The organism is Curtobacterium sp. VKM Ac-2889 (assembly GCF_015350855.1).
In the GTDB taxonomy this organism is placed as follows: domain Bacteria; phylum Actinomycetota; class Actinomycetes; order Actinomycetales; family Microbacteriaceae; genus Curtobacterium; species Curtobacterium poinsettiae.
Window position 1 is genome coordinate 171,921 of record NZ_JADKSC010000002.1, and the last position, 17,809, is coordinate 189,729.

16 protein-coding genes and 1 tRNA gene are annotated in these 17,809 nt (G+C 72.8%); 1 reads left to right on the forward strand and 16 read right to left on the reverse strand.

The genetic code is table 11. The features are described 5' to 3' along the window. Positions 1 to 25: 25 nt before the first annotated feature. From ITJ50_RS06670 to rplU, 14 genes are all read right to left on the reverse strand, one after another. Positions 26 to 1,654: a DNA polymerase Y family protein gene (locus ITJ50_RS06670; RefSeq protein WP_082509671.1), complete on the reverse strand. Its 1,629-nt coding sequence runs from the start codon at positions 1,652 to 1,654 to the stop codon at positions 26 to 28. Then, complete coding sequence (locus tag ITJ50_RS06675; RefSeq protein WP_228501128.1) at positions 1,651 to 2,487, reverse strand: hypothetical protein; 837 nt, start codon at positions 2,485 to 2,487, stop codon at positions 1,651 to 1,653. Before ITJ50_RS06675 ends, ITJ50_RS06670 begins: the two co-directional genes overlap by 4 nt. A gap of 73 nt (positions 2,488 to 2,560) precedes the next feature. After that, positions 2,561 to 4,078, reverse strand: a complete 1,518-nt coding sequence (locus ITJ50_RS06680; protein WP_194590175.1) for an anthranilate synthase component I family protein — start codon at positions 4,076 to 4,078, stop codon at positions 2,561 to 2,563. Then, positions 4,057 to 4,980: an aldose 1-epimerase family protein gene (locus tag ITJ50_RS06685; RefSeq protein ID WP_071252312.1), complete on the reverse strand. Its 924-nt coding sequence runs from the start codon at positions 4,978 to 4,980 to the stop codon at positions 4,057 to 4,059. Before ITJ50_RS06685 ends, ITJ50_RS06680 begins: the two co-directional genes overlap by 22 nt. 82 nt (positions 4,981 to 5,062) lie before the next feature. After that, positions 5,063 to 5,135, reverse strand: a tRNA-Ala gene (locus ITJ50_RS06690). A 108-nt stretch (positions 5,136 to 5,243) separates the two neighbouring features. Further along, the gene (gene rsfS / locus ITJ50_RS06695; RefSeq protein WP_017885969.1) at positions 5,244 to 5,618 is read right to left on the reverse strand and encodes a ribosome silencing factor; all 375 of its coding nucleotides are present in this window, start codon (positions 5,616 to 5,618) and stop codon (positions 5,244 to 5,246) included. A 132-nt stretch (positions 5,619 to 5,750) separates the two neighbouring features. Further along, complete coding sequence (locus ITJ50_RS06700; RefSeq protein ID WP_194590176.1) at positions 5,751 to 7,253, reverse strand: hypothetical protein; 1,503 nt, start codon at positions 7,251 to 7,253, stop codon at positions 5,751 to 5,753. Then, positions 7,250 to 7,849: a nicotinate-nucleotide adenylyltransferase gene (gene nadD / locus ITJ50_RS06705; protein ID WP_082046874.1), complete on the reverse strand. Its 600-nt coding sequence runs from the start codon at positions 7,847 to 7,849 to the stop codon at positions 7,250 to 7,252. The genes ITJ50_RS06700 and nadD overlap by 4 nt, the downstream gene beginning before the upstream one ends. Positions 7,850 to 7,860: 11 nt before the next feature. After that, on the reverse strand, positions 7,861 to 8,061 hold the full coding sequence (locus ITJ50_RS06710) for a hypothetical protein (RefSeq protein WP_017885971.1): 201 nt from the start codon (positions 8,059 to 8,061) through the stop codon (positions 7,861 to 7,863). Positions 8,062 to 8,101: 40 nt separating this feature from the next. After that, the gene (locus ITJ50_RS06715) at positions 8,102 to 9,367 is read right to left on the reverse strand and encodes a glutamate-5-semialdehyde dehydrogenase (RefSeq protein ID WP_042538483.1); all 1,266 of its coding nucleotides are present in this window, start codon (positions 9,365 to 9,367) and stop codon (positions 8,102 to 8,104) included. 603 nt (positions 9,368 to 9,970) lie between these two features. After that, positions 9,971 to 10,789, reverse strand: coding sequence for a glutamate 5-kinase (proB, locus tag ITJ50_RS06720; protein WP_056071350.1), 819 nt, complete (start codon positions 10,787 to 10,789; stop codon positions 9,971 to 9,973). A gap of 7 nt (positions 10,790 to 10,796) precedes the next feature. Beyond that, positions 10,797 to 12,374: a GTPase ObgE gene (gene obgE, locus ITJ50_RS06725; protein ID WP_017885975.1), complete on the reverse strand. Its 1,578-nt coding sequence runs from the start codon at positions 12,372 to 12,374 to the stop codon at positions 10,797 to 10,799. A 104-nt stretch (positions 12,375 to 12,478) separates the two neighbouring features. Next, the gene (gene rpmA / locus ITJ50_RS06730) at positions 12,479 to 12,730 is read right to left on the reverse strand and encodes a 50S ribosomal protein L27 (protein ID WP_017885976.1); all 252 of its coding nucleotides are present in this window, start codon (positions 12,728 to 12,730) and stop codon (positions 12,479 to 12,481) included. A gap of 12 nt (positions 12,731 to 12,742) precedes the next feature. Further along, the gene (gene rplU / locus ITJ50_RS06735; RefSeq protein WP_027464715.1) at positions 12,743 to 13,051 is read right to left on the reverse strand and encodes a 50S ribosomal protein L21; all 309 of its coding nucleotides are present in this window, start codon (positions 13,049 to 13,051) and stop codon (positions 12,743 to 12,745) included. A gap of 179 nt (positions 13,052 to 13,230) precedes the next feature. Between rplU and ITJ50_RS06740 the strand changes: the two genes are divergently transcribed. Then, complete coding sequence (locus ITJ50_RS06740) at positions 13,231 to 13,503, forward strand: DUF4031 domain-containing protein (protein WP_017885978.1); 273 nt, start codon at positions 13,231 to 13,233, stop codon at positions 13,501 to 13,503. An 84-nt stretch (positions 13,504 to 13,587) separates the two neighbouring features. Here the strand turns inward: ITJ50_RS06740 and ITJ50_RS06745 are convergent, their stop codons facing one another. Further along, positions 13,588 to 14,523 carry a hypothetical protein gene (locus ITJ50_RS06745; protein ID WP_194590177.1) on the reverse strand — a complete coding sequence of 312 codons (936 nt, stop codon included), beginning with the start codon at positions 14,521 to 14,523 and terminating at the stop codon, positions 13,588 to 13,590. Between the two features lies 1 nt (position 14,524). Beyond that, entirely contained in the window at positions 14,525 to 17,470 is a 2,946-nt protein-coding gene (locus ITJ50_RS06750; RefSeq protein WP_194590178.1) for an Rne/Rng family ribonuclease, read from the reverse strand. Positions 17,471 to 17,809 lie beyond the last annotated feature (339 nt).

Genomic DNA, 17,809 nt, shown 5'->3' on the forward strand with positions numbered 1-17,809 from the left:
CTGTTGGTGGTGGTGGGGGTCGGGGTCACGTCGCGATCGCCTCCGCCCACCAGCGGTGGTCCGCGAGCACCAGGTACCAGGCACGCCCCTCGGCGTCGACGAGCTGCAGCCGGTGCAGGCGTCGGCCGCCGGACTCCCACCACCGGACGACGAGTGGCCACGGACCCGCCCAGGCCGTCACGGCAGAGAAGCCGCCGCCCCGGTCGCCCTCGGCACGGAACCGTTCGGGAGCGCCGGACAGCACGCCGCGCTCGTCGACGTCGACGCTCGCACCACCGGCAGCGACCACGTCGACCGGTCGGGGGCGCTCGAGCACGGTGGCGGGCGGCGGACCGGGGAGCTTGCCGGGCCACGGACGGTCGCGGACGGTCGCCAGGGCGCGCTCACCACCCGCGGGTGCGTCGCCCCACGGCACGAGCACCACGCGCTCGGACAGGGTGCGGCCACCGCCGACGCGCGGACTCACCACACCGTCGTGGCCGACCATGCCCTGGATCCGGGCGAGGCCGTGGTGCACGCGCTCGTCCGGGCCGGAGCCCCACAGCCCGCGCTCGTGGTTCGCCATGTCGTCGACGGCGACCGGCTCGAGCACGACCGAGGTGACCGGTGCCTCGAGCCCGCTGGGGTCCACCCCGCCGGCGAGCTGCCACCGCACCCGGTCGACCACGTCGGCGGCGTCGAACCAGCGCGGGTGTGCCCAGGTCCGTTCGAGCAGGATGTCACGCTCGTCGACGATCCCCACCCGGATGGTCGTCGCTACGAGCCCCGCGGCCCGGAGTCGCTCGGCGAAGTCGTCGGCGGAGCGTCGGAACGCGAACGCGATCTGGTCGGCACGGTCCAGCGGGGGTTCGAACGACGCCTCGACCCGGAGTTCCGGTGGGATCTCCCGCGCCGCGATCTCGCGCGGGTCTCGGCCCGCGGCCAACCGGTGCAGGAACGCTCCGGCCACACCGAAGCGGTCGCGGACCTGCTCGTCGCCGAGTGCCGCGAAGTCGCCGAGCGTGGTGATGCCGAGCCGGTCGAGCACCGTCGCGAGGTCGGGGTCGCCGAGCACGCCGAGCGGCAGGTGCGCGAGGAAGTCCGCCGATCCCCCGACGGGCACGAGCCGCACGCGTTCACCGGGACGCACCGGGCGCGCCCGGGCTGCCTGGTCCGCCGCGAACGGGGTGTCGGCCACCCCGGCCCGCACCGCGGGGGCGCCGTGGTCGGCCGCGATGCCGGCCAGGGTCGCCGCCGCCGCTCGCTCACCGCCGTAGTACCGGGCCGGCCCGCGGGCGCGGAGCGCGAGGGTGCCCGGCCGCAGCACCTCCACCCCGGGGACCGCTGCCTCGACCGCACGGATGACGGGCTCGAACGCGCGGTGGTCGAGGGCGTCGTCGTAGGGCTGCACGAGGAGCTCGGGGCACCGCGCCTGCGCCTCCCGCACGCGGAGTCCCCGCACGACGCCCTGTTCTCGCGCGGACGCCGAACTCGCGAACACGAGCCCCTTCGCGGTCAGGGCGAGGGGCTGCTCCGGCGGGGTCCCACCGGCCCGAGCAGCCGCGATGACCGGCCAGTCCGGGCACCAGAGCACGATGGTCCGGGTCGGGGGTGGTTCGGGCAGTGCTGCCCCACGGGTGATCGCGTCGGTCCGGACGCGCCCCGGGGCGATCACGACGCCACCGCCACGGGCCGCAGCACACGGGTGTCCCCGGAGCCCACCGTCGGCACGGGCGTCGCGGCCCGGACCGCGCCGTCGGCCGCGGGCAGGAGGAGCTCTGCGGTCGCCGGACGCACCGCACCGGCACGCCCGGTCGCGGTCACGGTGGCCCGGCGCTCCGTCAGGTGGCCGTGGCCCTGTCCGATGCCGCTCCACGTCGACGACGTGACCCGCAGCGTGACGTCCGCTCCGGGCCAGGACCCGAGCGCGACGAGCGCCCCACCACGCTGTCGCAGTCGGGCCGAGAGCCGTGCCACGTCGCCCGGCACGACCCGGCCGAGCGGTCGGGTGAGGACGATCTGCGCGACGTCGGCCATCGCCGCCGTCACGGCGAGCCACTGGTCGCCCGGATCGGGGACGAGCACGAGCCGCTCCAGGTCGATCCCCGCGGCTGCGGCGGCTTCGATCCCGAAGGACGGCACCCCGACGACCGCGCACCACGCGCCGGCCGCCGAGGCCGCCTGCAGCATCGTGATCGCGAGCAGCACCGACTCGGGGACGGCGTAGGTGCCACCGACCCGGATCGCGCCGCCGGGCAGCAGGGGTTCGAGCGCCGGGGCGGTGGGGAGCCCGGCGGTGTCGACCCGGGTGGACTCCATGTCGGCCACCCGGGACCGCAGGGACGTGATGCGGTCGAGCGCGGCCCGCGCGTCGCCCAGGTGATCGGACCCGCGACGCACACCGCCACCGGCCGCACCGCCGCCGCGTGCAGCACCGCTCCGCCCGCCCCGGTCCGGGGTGGGCGACCGGAGTGCCGCCGCCGTCTGCATGCCCTCATATTCGAACATGTGTTCGATGATGTCAATCGCGTCCGACATCTGTGGACAGTCCGTGTCGAACACGTGTTCGAAACGCGTCAGGTCACCAGCCGACGGCCGCCCCCACTGCACCGAGCACCGACCGCGTCTTCGTCTCGACCTCGTCCGCCTCGTCCGCTGCCACCGAGGACCACGTCACCGCTCCCCCGGCTCCCAGCGTCCGGGAACACACCGCCCCCGACGCGTCGAGCACGGTCACGAGGCTACGGATCGCCACCGACAGGTCGACCGCCCCGCTCGCCGAGAAGTACCCGATCGCGCCGGAGTACACCCCGCGCGGAGCCCCCTCGAGCCGGTCCGCGATCGCCGTGGCGCTGCGCTTCGGCGCACCCGTCATCGACCCCGGTGGGAACGCCGCGTGCACCACGTCGGCCCGTGACGCCCCCGGCGGCAGCACCGCCCCGATCGTCGACACCAGCTGGTGCACGCTGGCGTACGTCTCGACCTCGCACAACCGCTCGACGTGCACCGACCCGGGCACCGCCGTCCGCAGCAGGTCGTTCCGCAGCAGGTCGACGATCATCACGTTCTCGGCGCGGTCCTTCGGGCTCGTCGCCAGGTCGTCCCGCGCAGCCGCGTCCGCCGCCGCGTCGGCGAGTCGCCGTCGGGTGCCCTTGATCGGCTCCGCGAGCACCGCTCCGGCCGCGTCGATCCGCAGGAACCGTTCCGGCGACCGACTCGCCACGCGCAGCGGGCCGAGCCGCAGGTACGCGCCGAACGGCACGGGGTCCGACGCCCGCATCCGCAGGTACTCGTCCAGGTGCGGGTCCGTACCGGGGCCGCCACGGGCCTCCTGGCCGACCGCGAAGGCGGTGGTGAGGCAGACCTGGAACGCATTCCCCTCGCGGATCTCCGCACGGCACACGTCGACCGCCTGCTCGTAGGCGGCGCGCGACACGCGTCCGGTCGCCGCGGACACCCCGGCCGGGAGGCCCGTGGCCGCGTCGCCGACATCGGCCGACGGCATGCGGGCGGTCGCGTCCTCGAGCCACGCACGGTTGTGCGCACTGGCCTCCGGTTCGGCGTCGGCGACGAGCGCCAGCGCCCACGCGTCACCGGTGTGGTCGACGACGAGGGCACGGTCGACGAACCGCAGGTCCGCGTCGGCGTGCCCGTCGGCGGTGCGGTCCGGGCCGTCGGACTCGCGGCCGAGCTCGTACCCGAGGAACCCGACCCACCCGAGCGCGAACCCGCACCCGTCGACCGGCTCGGGCAGACGGGGCGTGCGTCGGAGCAGGTCCGCGAGCACCGCGAAGGCAGGACGGCCCTCGGAACGAACCCGCCCGAACCACGCCTCGGCCGGCGCGGCGACCGTCAGGTGCGCACGGCGGTCCTGGTGTCGGAACCGAGCGGCGAACGGCCCGTCCGTCCAGGCCAGCACGGACCAGCGCGCCCGGGGCCGGGCCGTGGCGGGGGCACCGTCCGGCAGCCCGGAGTCGAGCCACACCAGGTCCCCCGCGACCCGCGCCGCCAGGGCCGCCAGGTCGGGGACGGGGTCGAGTCGGCGGACCTCGACGCGGACGCCGGGGTCGGGGTCGGTCAGACCGCGGCGATCGTCCATGCGGCGGCGTGCGAGGCACCGGGGGCGAGCACCACGAGGCCGCGGTCCTCGCCGTCGTTGAAGGCGTCGGGCGCGCACGTCATCGGCTCGACGGCGAGACCCGCGCGGTGGTACTCGGGCACGACGTGGTCAGCGGTGTGCACCTGGGCCCATCCGCACTCCGGCCCGAAGGTCGCACGGACCCCGTGACCGTCCGCCGCCGTGACGGCGATCGTGGCGAGTCCGCCGGCGTCGCGGTCGAACCCGGTGAAGGCGTGGTCGATGAACCGGTCGCCGATCAGCGTGGGCGTGCGCAGGTCGAACTCGTCGTGGACGGGGACCAGGTCGGTCGGGATGAGCCGGTCCGGCGTCACCTCGAGCACCTGGGCGGCGGGGAGCGTCAGGGTCCAGTCGTCGACGGTGCCGGCACCCGCCACGAGGTACGGGTGCGGGCCGGTGCCCCACGGCGCGGCCTGGGCCCCGGTGTTCGTCCCGGTGATCGTCGTGTGCAGCCCCTCGGCGTCGAGCCGGTACTCCACGGTGACCTCGACGCGGTACGGGTAGCCTTCCTGCGCCTGCACGGTCGTGGCGAGCACGACCCGGTCGTCCGCCTGCTCCTGCACCCGGAAGTCAGTCCACGCGACGAGTCCGTGCAGGGCGTGGTGCCGTGCCGGCTCGGTGAGGGCCAGCTCGTGGTCGACGCCGCCGAAGGAGTACTCGCCGTCGACGATCCGGTTCGGCCACGGAGCCAGGACGGCGCCGCGGAAGACCGGACGGACCTGGTCGGCGTCGAACGGCACGACCAGGTCACGACCCTCGTGCCGCAGGGTCCGCAGCGTCGCTCCGACCGTGGCGATGTCGGCCGTGTAGCCGGCGGAGGCGATCGTCAGTGGGGACCCGGACAGCGGCGCGTCGTTGCTCATGCGCTCAGCGTATCGGGCCACCGGGTGGCGATCGGCGCACGAGAAAACCCCCGCCGTTCCGAGGAACGACGGGGGTTTCGGGTGGATCTGAGGGGACTCGAACCCCTGACCCCCTGCATGCCATGCAGGTGCGCTACCAGCTGCGCCACAGACCCAGATCGTGTTGCTTCTGCACCAACCGGTTCCCCGGAGGCACCATAGAAGCGTACACCATGCGAACGCCGGGCAACGAAATCGAAGCCGCCACCCGGGCGCGTCGCTGATCAGGCGGTGTGGTCCACCGGGAGCTCGAGCGGGATGGTCGGGCAGTCGGCCCAGAGACGCTCGAGCGAGTAGTACTGGCGGTCTTCGTCGTGGAAGACGTGCACGATGACGTCACCGAAGTCGATGAGGACCCAGCGGCCCTCGGCACGGCCTTCGCGGCGGAGCGTCTTGGCACCGAGCTCGAGGAGGCGCTCCTCGACGGCATCGGCGATGGACTGCACGTTGCGCTCGTTCCGACCGGTTGCGAGCAGGAACACGTCGGTGAGCTGCAACGGCCCGGTCACGTCGAGAGCGACGAGGTCCTCGGCCTGCTTGGCGTCAGCCGCGAGTGCTGCGGCCTGCGCGAGTTCCAGTGCGCGAGTGGAGGCGGTCACGGATTCCTTCCGGTCGTCGAACCGACGGACAGCCGGTTCGCTTGATGGGTCACGATCATAAGCCACCCCGCCGACAGCGGCCAGGCCGGGGTCGGCGGGGTGGTGGAGAACGGTCGTCGGGGACGGCAGGGGTCAGCCGCCGAACGCGTGGGTGGTGACGAGGGCGATGACGATGACCGCCGCTGCGGCGATGCCGACCGAGCCGAGCGCGACACCGAGGATGAGCGGCGTGCGCGACTCCTTCGGCTTGGCGGCGGCGAGCACGACCTGACGGGTCGAGGTGTGACTGGACACCGCACGGCTCGCCCGCACCGGACTGGCGTCGGTCTCGGGCTGCTCGTCCTGCTGCTCGAGCAGGCGGTCGACCTCGGCCCCGTCGATCGGACGGTGCGACCCGGTCGACGACAGCGACGCCGGCAGGTCGATCGATCCGGTGAGGATCACCTCGCCCGTCGCGTTGAGGGCACCCGTCGGGTCGGCCAGGGCCGAGTTCGGCAGGATGATCGCGTTGGTGTTCGTCACGGCGACGCGGCGGGTGCCGGTCTCGGCGTCGTGCACCTCGGAGTCGTTCGAGTCGTGCGCCTGCTGCGACCAGTGGCCGGCGGGCGGCGCGAAGGCCGTGGTCACCGGCTTCGGCTCGGTGGGCCGCTGGAACGCGGCGGGGGCCTTCGGGGCCTCGGTCACGGCGCCGGGCAGCGGGACCTCGTTCGTGTCGTCGTCCTCGGCGTCGAGCGAGAGCGGGAACACCGCGGGGGTCCCTGCTGCGGCGTTCGTCGGGATCGGGACGGGCGTGACGGCGGGCCGCGACCCGGGCGCGGTGTCGGCCGACCCGGCCGGAGCGTCGGCGGGCGTCTCGTCGGCCTGGGCATCGTCGGTCGCGTCGTCCGCCGGGGCGTCGAGGACCGACGCCTCGGGTGCGGTGGCGTCCGAGTCGGTGGCGTCCGATTCGGTGCCGTCCGAGTGGGTGCCGTCCGAGTCGGCGTCGGCGGGCGGCGACCACGTCGAGCGGTGGCGGCGGGGCTCCTCGGCATGCGCAGCGGCCTCGTCGAGGGCCTCGATCGCGTCCGGGGACCCGTCGGCCTCGGTGGCTTGCGCGACCGCGGCCTGGTCGAGGACCGTCGGCGCAGCGGACTGCTCGTCGCGCTCTGCCTCGGCATCCGGAGTGCTCTGCTGCGCCGCGGCGGGGTCGATCGTGTCGACCGAGCCGATGACGTCCTCGACGGTGCGGTCGGAGGACTGCGGCGTGGGGTTCTGCAGCGGGACCGGCAGGACCGCCTGGCGCTCGGCGGCGCGGAGCTGCCGGATCTGTCGACGGGTGAGTCCACCGCTGCCGGGGACGATCTCGGTCGCGGACGCCGGCGGGAACGGCGGCACACCGGCCGCGGGCGCCGACACCGGGACGGACGGCGCGGAGCCCGGAGCATCCTGCGCCGAACCCGGCGTGGACGACTGGGCAGGGCCGCCTGGTGCGGGGGCGACGTGCGATCCGGGGCGACGACGGGACTCGGGGGTCTCGGCCGCGGGCGTGGCGACGGTCGGGGGCGGCGTCGCGGGCTGCGAACCGGCCGCGGCGGCACGCTCCCGCTCGCGCGCCTGGCGCCGCGACAGGGGCGGCTGCGCGTCGGACGAACTCATGCAACGCTCCGATACAGATGGTGCTTGGAGATGTACTGGACGACACCGTCGGGAACCAAGTACCAGACGGGGGAACCCCGTCGAACCCGGTCACGGCAATCCGTCGACGATATGGCCAGTGCAGGGACCTCGAGCAAGCTTACGTCCCGCTCGGGCAATCCGGTGATGCTCAAGGCGTGTCCCGGACGCGTCACGGCGACGAAGTGTGCCAGGTCCCAGAGTCCATCATGGTCTTTCCAGTCGACGATCTGCTGAACGGCGTCTGCGCCCGAGATGAAGACGAGCTGGGCATCCGGTCGTTGTTCGTGCAGGTCCTGCAGCGTGTCGACGGTGTACGTCGGCCCCGGACGGTCGATGTCCACGCGGCTGACGGTGAACATCGGGTTCGACGCGGTGGCGATGACGGTCATCAGGTACCGGTGCTCGGCGTCGGTGACGTCGGACTTCATGTACGGCTGCCCGGTGGGGACGAAGACGACCTCGTCGAGGTCGAACGCCCGCGCCACCTCGGACGCCGCGACCAGGTGCCCGTGGTGGATGGGGTCGAACGTGCCACCCATCACGCCGATGCGTGGCCGTCCGGTGGTCTCGAGCATCGAGTGGTCGGTCAGATCTTGGTGTGACCGAACTCGTCGACACCCGACTCGTTGTGGCGGGTGGCCTCGAACTTCTGGGAGTGACGGTACGCCACGTCGCGGAAGCTCCAGGTCACGAAGCCGAGGAAGATGAAGAAGAGGGCGCCGACCATGGGGAACACGAACGCGGGCGCCCCGGAGGCGTGCTCAGCAGCTTCTGCGAGGAGGGTCATCGTTCGTGCTCCGTTCGGTCGGGGAAAGACGCCGTTCAGTCTAGCCGCGGATCTGCCCGGAGCCGCGCACGATCCACTTCGTGCTCGTGAGCTCCGGCAGCCCCATCGGACCGCGCGCGTGCAGCTTCTGCGTCGAGATGCCGACCTCGGCCCCGAAGCCGAACGCACCGCCGTCGGTGAACCGAGTGGAGGCGTTCACCATCACCACCGCCGAGTCGACGCTCGCCAGGAACCGCTCGGCGGTGTCGACGTCGTTCGTGACGATCGACTCCGTGTGGTGCGTGGACCACCGGGCGATGTGCGCCATCGCCGCGTCGACGTCGGGCACGACGCGGATCGACAGGTCGAGGTCCATCGACTCGGTCGCCCAGTCGGCGTCGGTGGCTCGGAGCACCCCGGGCACGATCGCCCGGGTGGCGTCGTCGCCGCGCAGCGTGACGCCGGATGCCCGCAGCCGGTCCGCCAGCACCGGCAGGAGTCGCTCGGCCGCCGCCTCGTGCACCAGCAGGGTCTCGAGGGCGTTGCACACGCTCGGTCGCTGCACCTTGCTGTTCAGCACGATGTCGACCGCACGCTGCTCCGGCGCGGACGCGTCGAGGAACACGTGCACGACGCCTGCCCCGGTCTCGATGACGGGCACCTGCGACTCGGTGACGACGGTCTGGATGAGCGCGGCGCTCCCCCGTGGGATCAGCACGTCGACCAGCCCGCGGGCACGCATGAGCTCGGTGGCGCCGGCGCGGCCGAACTCGTCGATGGTCTGCACCAGGTCGCGGGGCAGTCCGACCGACTCGACCGCGTCCTGGATCCGGGCGACGAGCACGGCGTTCGTGTGCTGGGCCGCCGATCCACCGCGGAGCACGACGGCGTTGCCCGACTTGAGTGCGAGCGAAGCGATGTCGACGGTGACGTTCGGGCGTGCCTCGTAGATGGCCCCGACGACACCGAACGGCACACGCACCTGGGTGAGCTGGAGCCCGTTCGGCAGCTGCGACCCGCGCACGTGCTCCCCCACGGGGTCGGTGAGCCCGGCGACGTGCTCGACCGCGGAAGCCAGGGCCTCGATCCGGACCGGGTCGAGCCGCAGCCGGTCGAGCAGTCCCGACGACAGGCCGCCGTCCTCACCCGCGACGAGGTCGTCGTGGTTGGCGCGGACGATCTCGTCCGTCGCTGCACGCACCGCCGAGGCGATCGCCGCGAGGGCCGCGTCCTTGACCGCGGTCGTGGCGGTCGCGAGCGCCGACGAGGCGGCGCGTGCCGCCACGAGCTTGTCGGTCAGGGTCGGGGCGGGCGCGATCGACGACATGGACCGATTGTAGGTCCGCCACCGGGGTCGTGACGGGCCTGCCGGACGCTCACCGCGCCTCCAGGCCCGGTCCGCCGTTCCGGTCGGTCACGACACGTCGTCCCCCGTTCGCCGAGCGGTCGCAGACCGTCGCCCAGCGGCGACCGCAACGACGGTTCCCGACCACACGCCGGTGACCCGACGGGGAGTCGTGACCGCCCGGAGGCCCGCCACCGGTCCCGACACCCGCACCGGCCCTCCAGGCGGTCGCGTCCACCCCGTCGACTGCCTGGACCCGCCGGTCACGACACGTCGTCCCCCGCCCGCCGAGCGGTCGCAGACCGTCGCTCCGCGACGCCCGCGCCGACGGTCCCCGACCAGTCGGCGCCGTCCCGACGGGGAGCCGTGACCGCCTGGAGGACCGCCACCGGTCCCGACACCCGCACCGGCCCTCCAGGCGGTCGCGTCCACCCCGCCGACCGGTCACGACACGTCGTCCCGCACCACGCGAGCGGTCGCAGACCGTCGCTCCGCGACGCCCGCGCCGACGGTCCCCGACCAGTCGGCGCCGTCACAACGGGGAGTCGTGACCAGTCGCTGCCAGTCGCCCGGCCCGGCCCGCCCTCAGCGGCGCGGCGCGGCGTGGAACCAGGTGCCGACGTGTTCGCCCGCCAGGGCGCGGTCCACCAGCGCTGTGTCGGTCACGAGCACCGCGGTGCCCGCCTCGGCCGCGAGCCGCGCAGCGGCGACCTTGGTCCCCGCTCCCCCGGTACCGACGCCGGCCGTGCCGATCGACCCGAAGGTGACCCCGGCCAGCTCGTCGCCGAACGGCACCTCGTCGATGCGGGTCGCACCGGGCTGCTCCGGGGGTGCCGTGTAGAGCGCCTCGACGTCGGAGAGCAGCACCAGGGCATCGGCACCGAGCAGCCGAGCCACCAGGGCCGCGAGCCGGTCGTTGTCGCCGAAGCGGATCTCGTGGGTGGCGACGGTGTCGTTCTCGTTCACGATCGGCAGCACTCGCAGCGCGAGCAACCGGTCGATGGCGCGCTGGGCGTTCACTCGGTGCGTGGGGTTCTGCAGGTCGCCCGCCGTGAGCAGGATCTGCGCCGCGACGACACCGTGCCGGTCGAGTTCCTTCTGGTACCGGAACATCAGGACGTTCTGCCCGGTGGCCGCCGCCGCCTGCTGCGTGGCGAGGTCGTCCGGCCGCCCCTGGAGCCCGAGGAACGGGAACCCGGTCGCGATCGCGCCGGACGACACGAGCACCACCTCGGTGCCCCGCCCGTAGGCCGCCGCCAGGGCGTCCACCAGCGGGCCGATCTGCCCGGCGGCGTCACCGCTGACCGACGACGAGCCGACCTTGACCACGATCCGCCGCGCACGCGGGATGTCCTCGCGCCGGGTGACGGGTCCGAGGTCGGTGCGGGCGGTCGTGTCGGTCATGCCGCGGTCAGTCCTTCTGGTCGCTGGTCTCGACCTGGTCGCCGTCGAACTGGTCGCCGGTGCCGAGCTGGTCACTGGTCACGACGTCGTCGTCCACCCAGAGCCCGGAGACGCGCTCCTGCTCGAGCTCGGCACGGGCGGCGGCCTTGGCGTCCATCCGCTCGAAGTACTCCTCGCGCCGCTCGTTGCGGGTCGGACGCGAGGTCGCACCGATGCGGGCGTCGGTGCCACGGGCACTCGTGATGAGCTCCGCGGTCGACGTGAGCGTGGGTTCCCAGTCGAACACCATGCCGCCGTCGCCACCGATGACGACCGTCGACCCGGCGACGGCTCCGGCCTTGAACAGACCGTCCTCGACGCCGAGCTTCGCGAGCCGGTCGGCCAGGTAGCCGATCGCCTCTTCGTTGGTGAAGTCGGTCTGCTGGACCCAGCGCTCCGGCTTGGCGCCGCGGACGCGGTAGAAGCGGTGCTCCTCGCCGCCCTCGGCGCGCACGGTGAAGGGCTTCTCGTTGACCGAGCGGGGGCGCAGGACGATGCGCTCCGGCACCGGCTCGGCTGCACGGGCGGCGCGGGCCTGCTCGACCACGTCCGCCAGGGCGAACGTCAGCTCGCGGAGGCCCTTGCGGGACGCCGTGGAGATCGGGAAGACGCGGTAGCCGCGGCCCTCGAGCTCGGCGGTGACGAACTCTGCGAGTTCCTGCGCCTCGGGCACGTCGATCTTGTTCAGGGCGATGAGCTGCGGGCGCTCGAGCAGCGGCACCTGGCCCTCGGGGACCGGGTAGCGCTCGAGTTCGCCGAGGATGACGTCGAGGTCGCTGATCGGGTCGCGGCCCGGGTCGAGCGTGGCGCAGTCGATGACGTGGAGCAGCGCCTCGCACCGCTCGACGTGCCGCAGGAACTCCAGGCCGAGGCCCTTGCCCTCGGACGCGCCCTCGATCAGACCGGGGACGTCGGCGACGGTGAAGCGGGTGTCGCCGGATTCGACGACGCCCAGGTTCGGGGTGAGGGTGGTGAACGGGTAGTCCGCGATCTTCGGCTTGGCGGCCGAGACCGCCGCGATCAGCGAGGACTTGCCGGCGCTCGGGAACCCGACGAGGGCGACGTCGGCGATGGTCTTCAGCTCGAGGCTGATGTCCCCCGCCCAGCCCTCGGTGCCGAGCAGCGCGAAGCCGGGGGCCTTGCGCTTGGTGGTGGAGAGCGCCGCGTTGCCGAGGCCACCCTGCCCACCGGGGGCCACGACGACGCGCATGCCGGGCTCGGTGAGGTCGGCGATCACTTCGCCGGACTCGTCGTACACCACGGTGCCGACGGGCATCGGGAGCTCGAGGACCTCGCCGCTGACACCGCTGCGGTGATCGCCCATGCCGGGCTGGCCGTTCTTCGACGAGCGGTGCGGGGAGCGGTGGTAGCCGAGCAGCGTCGTCACCTGCGGGTCGGCCACGAGCACGATGTCGCCGCCGTCACCGCCGTTGCCGCCGTCGGGCCCGGCCAGGGGCTTGAACTTCTCACGGCGGACCGACACGCAGCCGTTGCCGCCGTGCCCCGCGCTGAGGTGCAGGGTCACGCGGTCGACGAAGGTCGCCATGGGTCCACTCCAGGTGTTTCGTTGTGCCGACGGGATCGTCGGCGGGAAAAGCGAAGGAGGGGCGGGCACTCGGCCCGCCCCTCCAGCTGCAGTCGTTCGAACGACTACGCGTTGACGATGTTGATGACCTTGCGGCCACCCTTGGTGCCGAACTCGACCGAACCGGACGAGAGGGCGAACAGCGTGTCGTCGCCACCACGGCCGACGTTGGCGCCGGGGTGGAAGTGGGTGCCGCGCTGGCGGACGATGATCTCGCCGGCGTTGACGACCTCGCCACCGAAGCGCTTCACGCCGAGGCGCTGTGCGTTCGAGTCACGACCGTTGCGAGTGGAACTCGCACCCTTCTTGTGTGCCATGAGTTGACTCCCTTACGCGATCTTGGTGATCTTGACGCGGGTCAGCTCAGCGCGGAAACCCTGGCGCTTCTTGTACCCGGTCTTGTTCTTGAACTTCTGGATGATGACCTTGGGACCACGGAGGTCGTCGAGCACCTCGGCGGTGACGGTCACGTTCGCGAGCTCGGAAGCCGCCGACGTGATCTTGTCACCGTCCACGAGGAGCACGGGGGCGAGGTCGATGTTGCCCTTGTCGTCCGCCTTGGCACGGTCGATGGTCAGGATGGTGCCGACCTCGACCTTCTCCTGACGGCCGCCGGCGCGCACTACTGCGTAAACCACGTGGAAATCCTTACGTAACTCTGCTTGAGGGAAGTCTCGGGTGCCCACTTCTGCACGAGCGGCTCCCGGAAGGCCGGGCCCGATCGGCGACGCAGGCAGAACGGCCCGCTGACACCAGGGACCGAGAATACTCGATCACCCTGGGTCCGGTCAAACGGCGACACCCGTACGATTGCACGGTGACCGTGTTGATCGACCCACCGACGTGGCCCGCCCACGACACACTGTGGTCGCACCTCGTCAGTGATGAATCCTACGCGGAACTCCACGCGTTCGCTGCGCGGGCCGGCGTGCCGCCCCGCGCGTTCGACCACGACCACTACGACGTCCCGCTCTCGCGGTACGACGAACTGGTGGCCGCCGGCGCCTCGGCCGTCACCGGTCGCGAGCTCGTGCTGCGGTTGATCCGCAGTGGGCTGCGCGTGGCGCAGCGGGACAAGCGCGGCCTCTGAGCGCCCGCCAGGAGGCGCGGTGCGGGTCTGCCCGGCCCGCACCTCGCACGGTGCGCAGCCGGCTCACAGGGCCCGCGAGCGGGCTCAGCGGGGCGCTGGGCCGCCCCAGGGGTTCGCTGGGGGCTGCTGCTGGTCGGAGCGCGGCCCGGCGCCGTACTGCCCGCCGTACTGGCCGTGCGGGTCGGGCTGGACGCGTCCCTGCCCGTAGGGTGCGGGCGGCTGCTGCTGTGGCTGCTGCTGGATCGTCGACGGCGGGACCGCGTCGGCGGGTCGGACGGTGCCCGGCCTGCCCGAGGTCGTCGACGAGCCTCGGGCGCGGCGCGGGCGACCGAGCCAGAGCCAGGCGGCCGTGGCGGTCGCCAGGAGCATCACGGTGAACGGCAGCCCGTTCTGCAGCGGACGCGTGAGCACGTCGATGACGAGCTTGGAGCCGCCGGCGGTGGCCGCGCCGAAGGACCCGGTGAAGACGCCGACCAGCATCAGGGCCACCGTGCCCGCGGCGCCGGCGAGCACGACGCGGAGCAGGAGCCTCGGCAGCGGGCTGCGGCGGTCGATCGGCGTCAGGAAGGCCAGGGCCAGGAACGCCCCGGCGTAGTACGGGAACGGCGCCACGAAGACACTGGTCGTGAAGCTGCCGAGCAGGCTCGTCCCCGCGCCGTAGTGCTGGAACGGGCTGACCACGAGCGAGGTGCCGAGCAAGCCGAAGAGCCCGGAAACGAACTCGACGAGCACCAGGGCGACCACCGCGATGAGCGCCCCGGCCGTGTTCGTCACCGAGGCACCGGGCGCGAAGGCCCGCCGCGGGTCGGCGGGAGCACGGGGCGGTCGCGGCGGGGCGTACGGCGCACCCGCACCGGGCTGGCGGCCGTACTGCGGCACACCACCCTGCTGCTGCGGCGGCACCGGACCACGCGGCTGCTGCCCACCCGGCTGCTGACCACCCGGGCCGGGCGGTGCGGGCTGGGACCAGCCCGCACCGTAGTACCCACGCTGCTGCTGCGGGTCGCCCGGGTTCGTCACGTCAGCTCCCCAGGATCACAGCGCCGTCGGAGCCGTCGGCGTCGTCGGCCGGCTCCTCCGTCGGCGTGGCCGGAGCGCTGATGCTCGGCGACGAGACCCGGCGGGAACGCGAGCGCCCCTGTCCGGGCTGCTTCGGCTCAGGGAGCGCCTGGAGCACCGAGTCGAGCAGGGACTCGGCGTCCGGGGCGACCGCGCGGGGCTCGCGCTTGGGCGCTGCGGCGATCGGGATGTCCAGGATCGCCACCGAGTTGTCGGTCGGGGTCACCGTGGCACTCGAGCTCACGCGACGACGGGCCGGGGCCTTCGCCTTCGGTGCGCTCGCGACCTCGGGCTCGGTGACGTTCGGCGCGGCGGCCTTCGGGGCGCTGCCCTTCGTCGCACTGGCCTTCGGCGCGCGCGCCTCGGGTTCGACGACGGGCTCGGCGGCGGGTGCCTCCGGTGCCTCGGTGGCCTCGGTGGTCTCCGGGGTCTCCGGGGTCTCCGGGGTCTCCGGGGCGGCAGCGGTCTGCTGGTCTCCCCCGCGCCCACCACGGCCCCGACGACGGCGCTTCGAACCGGTGGGCTGCTCGCCGCCCGCACTGTCCGTGCTGGTCGATGCGTCCGCCGAGGACGGCGCCTCGGCTTCGGTCGCGGCGGCCGCGGCCTCCTGCTCGTCGTGCGACAGGGTCGAGGCGGCGATCCGGGACAGCGCGTTCTTCACGTCGTCGGTGATCTGGTGCGCCTGGCTCGACCCACCGTTCGACGAGGACCCCGACGAACCGGAGTTCCCGGTGCCGTTGCCGCCGTTGCCGGAGCGGCCGTTCTCGTTGCCGTTCCCGCCACGACCCTTGCGACGGCCCTTGCTCGGACCCGGGTCGGCGTTGTTGTCGTTGATCTTGGCGTTGACCTCGTCGAGCGACTCGCGCAGACCGACACCGATCTTCTTGCGGGTCATCTGCACCAGGCCGAGCGAGGTGATCTCGGCGACCTGGTGCTTCGTGCGGTCGCGGCTCAGGCACTCGACCAGACGGCGGAGCACGAGGTCGCGGTTCTCCTCGAGCACCATGTCGATGAAGTCGACGACGATGATGCCGCCGATGTCACGCAGGCGCAGCTGCCGGACGATCTCCTCGGCGGCCTCGAGGTTGTTCTTCGTGACCGTCTCTTCGAGGTTGCCGCCGGAGCCGACGAACTTGCCGGTGTTGACGTCGACGACCGTCATGGCCTCGGTGCGGTCGATGACGAGCGAACCACCGGAGGGCAGCCAGACCTTGCGGTCGAGCGCCTTGTCGATCTGCTCGTTGAGGCGGAACTCCTCGAAGGAGTCGGGGCCGTCGTAGCGGACGACACGGTCCTTCAGGTCCGGGGCGACGGCCGTCAGGTACTCGTCGATGGTGCCGCCGGCGGCCTCGCCGTCGATGATCAGCTTCGTGAAGTCCTCGTTGAAGACGTCGCGGACGATCTTGATGAGCAGGTCGGGCTCCGAGTGCAGCATCACCGGGGCCTGGCCACCGGCGACCTTCTTCTGGATGGCCTCCCACTGGCTGGTCAGGCGCTGCACGTCGCGGGTGAGCTGCTCCTCGGTCGCTCCCTCGGCAGCGGTGCGCACGATGACGCCCGCGTGCTCCGGCAGGACCTCCTTCAGGATCTTCTTCAGGCGGGCACGCTCGGTGTCCGGCAGCTTGCGCGAGATCCCGTTCATCGAGCCGTTCGGCACGTAGACCAGGTAGCGACCGGGCAGCGAGACCTGGCTGGTCAGACGGGCGCCCTTGTGGCCGACCGGGTCCTTCGTGACCTGCACCAGGACCTTGTCGCCCGGCTTCAGGGCTGCCTCGATGCGGCGACCGTGGCTGGTGTCGACCGAGTTCCAGTCGACCTCGCCGGCGTAGAGCACGGCGTTCCGGCCACGGCCGATGTCGACGAACGCGGCCTCCATCGAGGGCAGGACGTTCTGCACCTTGCCGAGGTAGACGTTGCCGATGAGCGACACGTTCTCGGACTTGGTGATGTAGTGCTCGGCGAGGATGCCGTCCTCGAGCACACCGATCTCGATCGTCGACGAGCTGGAGCGGACGATCATCTGGCGGTCGACGCTCTCGCGGCGGGCGAGGAACTCGTCCTCGCTGACCACCTGGCGGCGGCGTCCGGCGTCGCGACCGTCGCGACGACGCTGCTTCTTCGCCTCGAGACGGGTCGAACCCTTGATGCGCTGCGGCTCGGTGATGAGCTCCGGCTCACGACGGCGCGGCTCCTGGTGGTCGCGCGGCTCGCGGGCCTCGCGGTCGGCGCTCGAGCCACGGCGACGCGAGCGACGGCGGGAACCGCCCTGGTCGTCGCGGTCGTCACGGTCGCGGTCGAAGCGGTCTTCGCGGTCGTAACGGTCGTCCTCGTCGCGGTCGCGGTCACGATCGCGATCGCGGTCACGATCGCGCTCGAACCGGGGCGCGCGCTGCGGCAGTTCCGGCAGCACCGGGGCGTGGAAGATCAGGCTGAGCGTGCTCGTGGCCTTCGGCACGAACGGCTCGTCGGCTGGTGCCGCGTCGTCGCTCGCCTCGGCCGTCGGCGCGGCCTCGGTCGGACGGGAGGCGCGGTCCGCGTCCGCCCCGTCGGTCACGGTGCCCGACTGGTCGCCCGTCACGACCGGCAGGTCACCGGTCAGCGTGCTCACGTCGTGCGGCTCGGCACCGCTGTCGGCGACGGCCTCGACCGCGACGGAGACCGCCCCGGTGTCGGTCGGCTCCGACGGCGAATCGGGAGAGTCCGGCGAACCGGGCGACTCGACGCTGGCCGCGGGACGGGCGTCAGCGCCGCCCGTCAGCGCGAGGGTCTCGTCGGCGTGGGGTGCCTGCTCGGCGCTCCCGCGGGCCTCCTGGCCGGACGACCGGGCGCGGCGACCGCCGAACAGGCGGCTCCGGCGCTTCGGCGCGTTCTCGTCGTTGGTCGTGTTGTCGTTGTTCTGCTCCACCATGGACTGGTGCACTCCTCGGCCCCACTCGCACCCTTTCGGGTGGCGGGAATTCTGTGTCGTGGCGGGCGGCGTCGACGCCCCCGCGCTCGCTGTCTCGTGACCGGTCCGCGTCAACTTCTCGTTGCGTCCGCGCCCGTTCCGGTCCGGGCACCCGGCCCGGGTCGGCTCGTCGTCGGAGTGACGCTGCCCGACCACAGTGCGCTCTCACCGCACCTGATCGTCCGAGGTCTGCCCGGTGGGGCGTCGCTCGGAAAGCTCTCTTCGGTGTGCGGTTGGCCGCACGACCTCCAGGCATTATCGCATGCCACACCCGGAAAGCACCGGAACCCGCGTGCGATG

What these genes read in the sequence shown, in the direction of transcription:
- ITJ50_RS06675 (WP_228501128.1), bottom strand. Translation starts at nt 2,487, where the DNA reads ATGTTCGAATATGAGGGCATGCAGACGGCGGCGGCACTCCGGTCGCCC.
- ITJ50_RS06680 (WP_194590175.1), bottom strand. Translation starts at nt 4,078, where the DNA reads ATGGACGATCGCCGCGGTCTGACCGACCCCGACCCCGGCGTCCGCGTC.
- ITJ50_RS06685 (WP_071252312.1), bottom strand. Translation starts at nt 4,980, where the DNA reads ATGAGCAACGACGCGCCGCTGTCCGGGTCCCCACTGACGATCGCCTCC.
- ITJ50_RS06700 (WP_194590176.1), bottom strand. Translation starts at nt 7,253, where the DNA reads ATGAGTTCGTCCGACGCGCAGCCGCCCCTGTCGCGGCGCCAGGCGCGC.
- nadD (WP_082046874.1), bottom strand. Translation starts at nt 7,849, where the DNA reads ATGCTCGAGACCACCGGACGGCCACGCATCGGCGTGATGGGTGGCACG.
- ITJ50_RS06710 (WP_017885971.1), bottom strand. Translation starts at nt 8,061, where the DNA reads ATGACCCTCCTCGCAGAAGCTGCTGAGCACGCCTCCGGGGCGCCCGCG.
- ITJ50_RS06715 (WP_042538483.1), bottom strand. Translation starts at nt 9,367, where the DNA reads ATGTCGTCGATCGCGCCCGCCCCGACCCTGACCGACAAGCTCGTGGCG.
- proB (WP_056071350.1), bottom strand. Translation starts at nt 10,789, where the DNA reads ATGACCGACACGACCGCCCGCACCGACCTCGGACCCGTCACCCGGCGC.
- obgE (WP_017885975.1), bottom strand. Translation starts at nt 12,374, where the DNA reads ATGGCGACCTTCGTCGACCGCGTGACCCTGCACCTCAGCGCGGGGCAC.
- rpmA (WP_017885976.1), bottom strand. Translation starts at nt 12,730, where the DNA reads ATGGCACACAAGAAGGGTGCGAGTTCCACTCGCAACGGTCGTGACTCG.
- ITJ50_RS06750 (WP_194590178.1), bottom strand. Translation starts at nt 17,470, where the DNA reads ATGGTGGAGCAGAACAACGACAACACGACCAACGACGAGAACGCGCCG.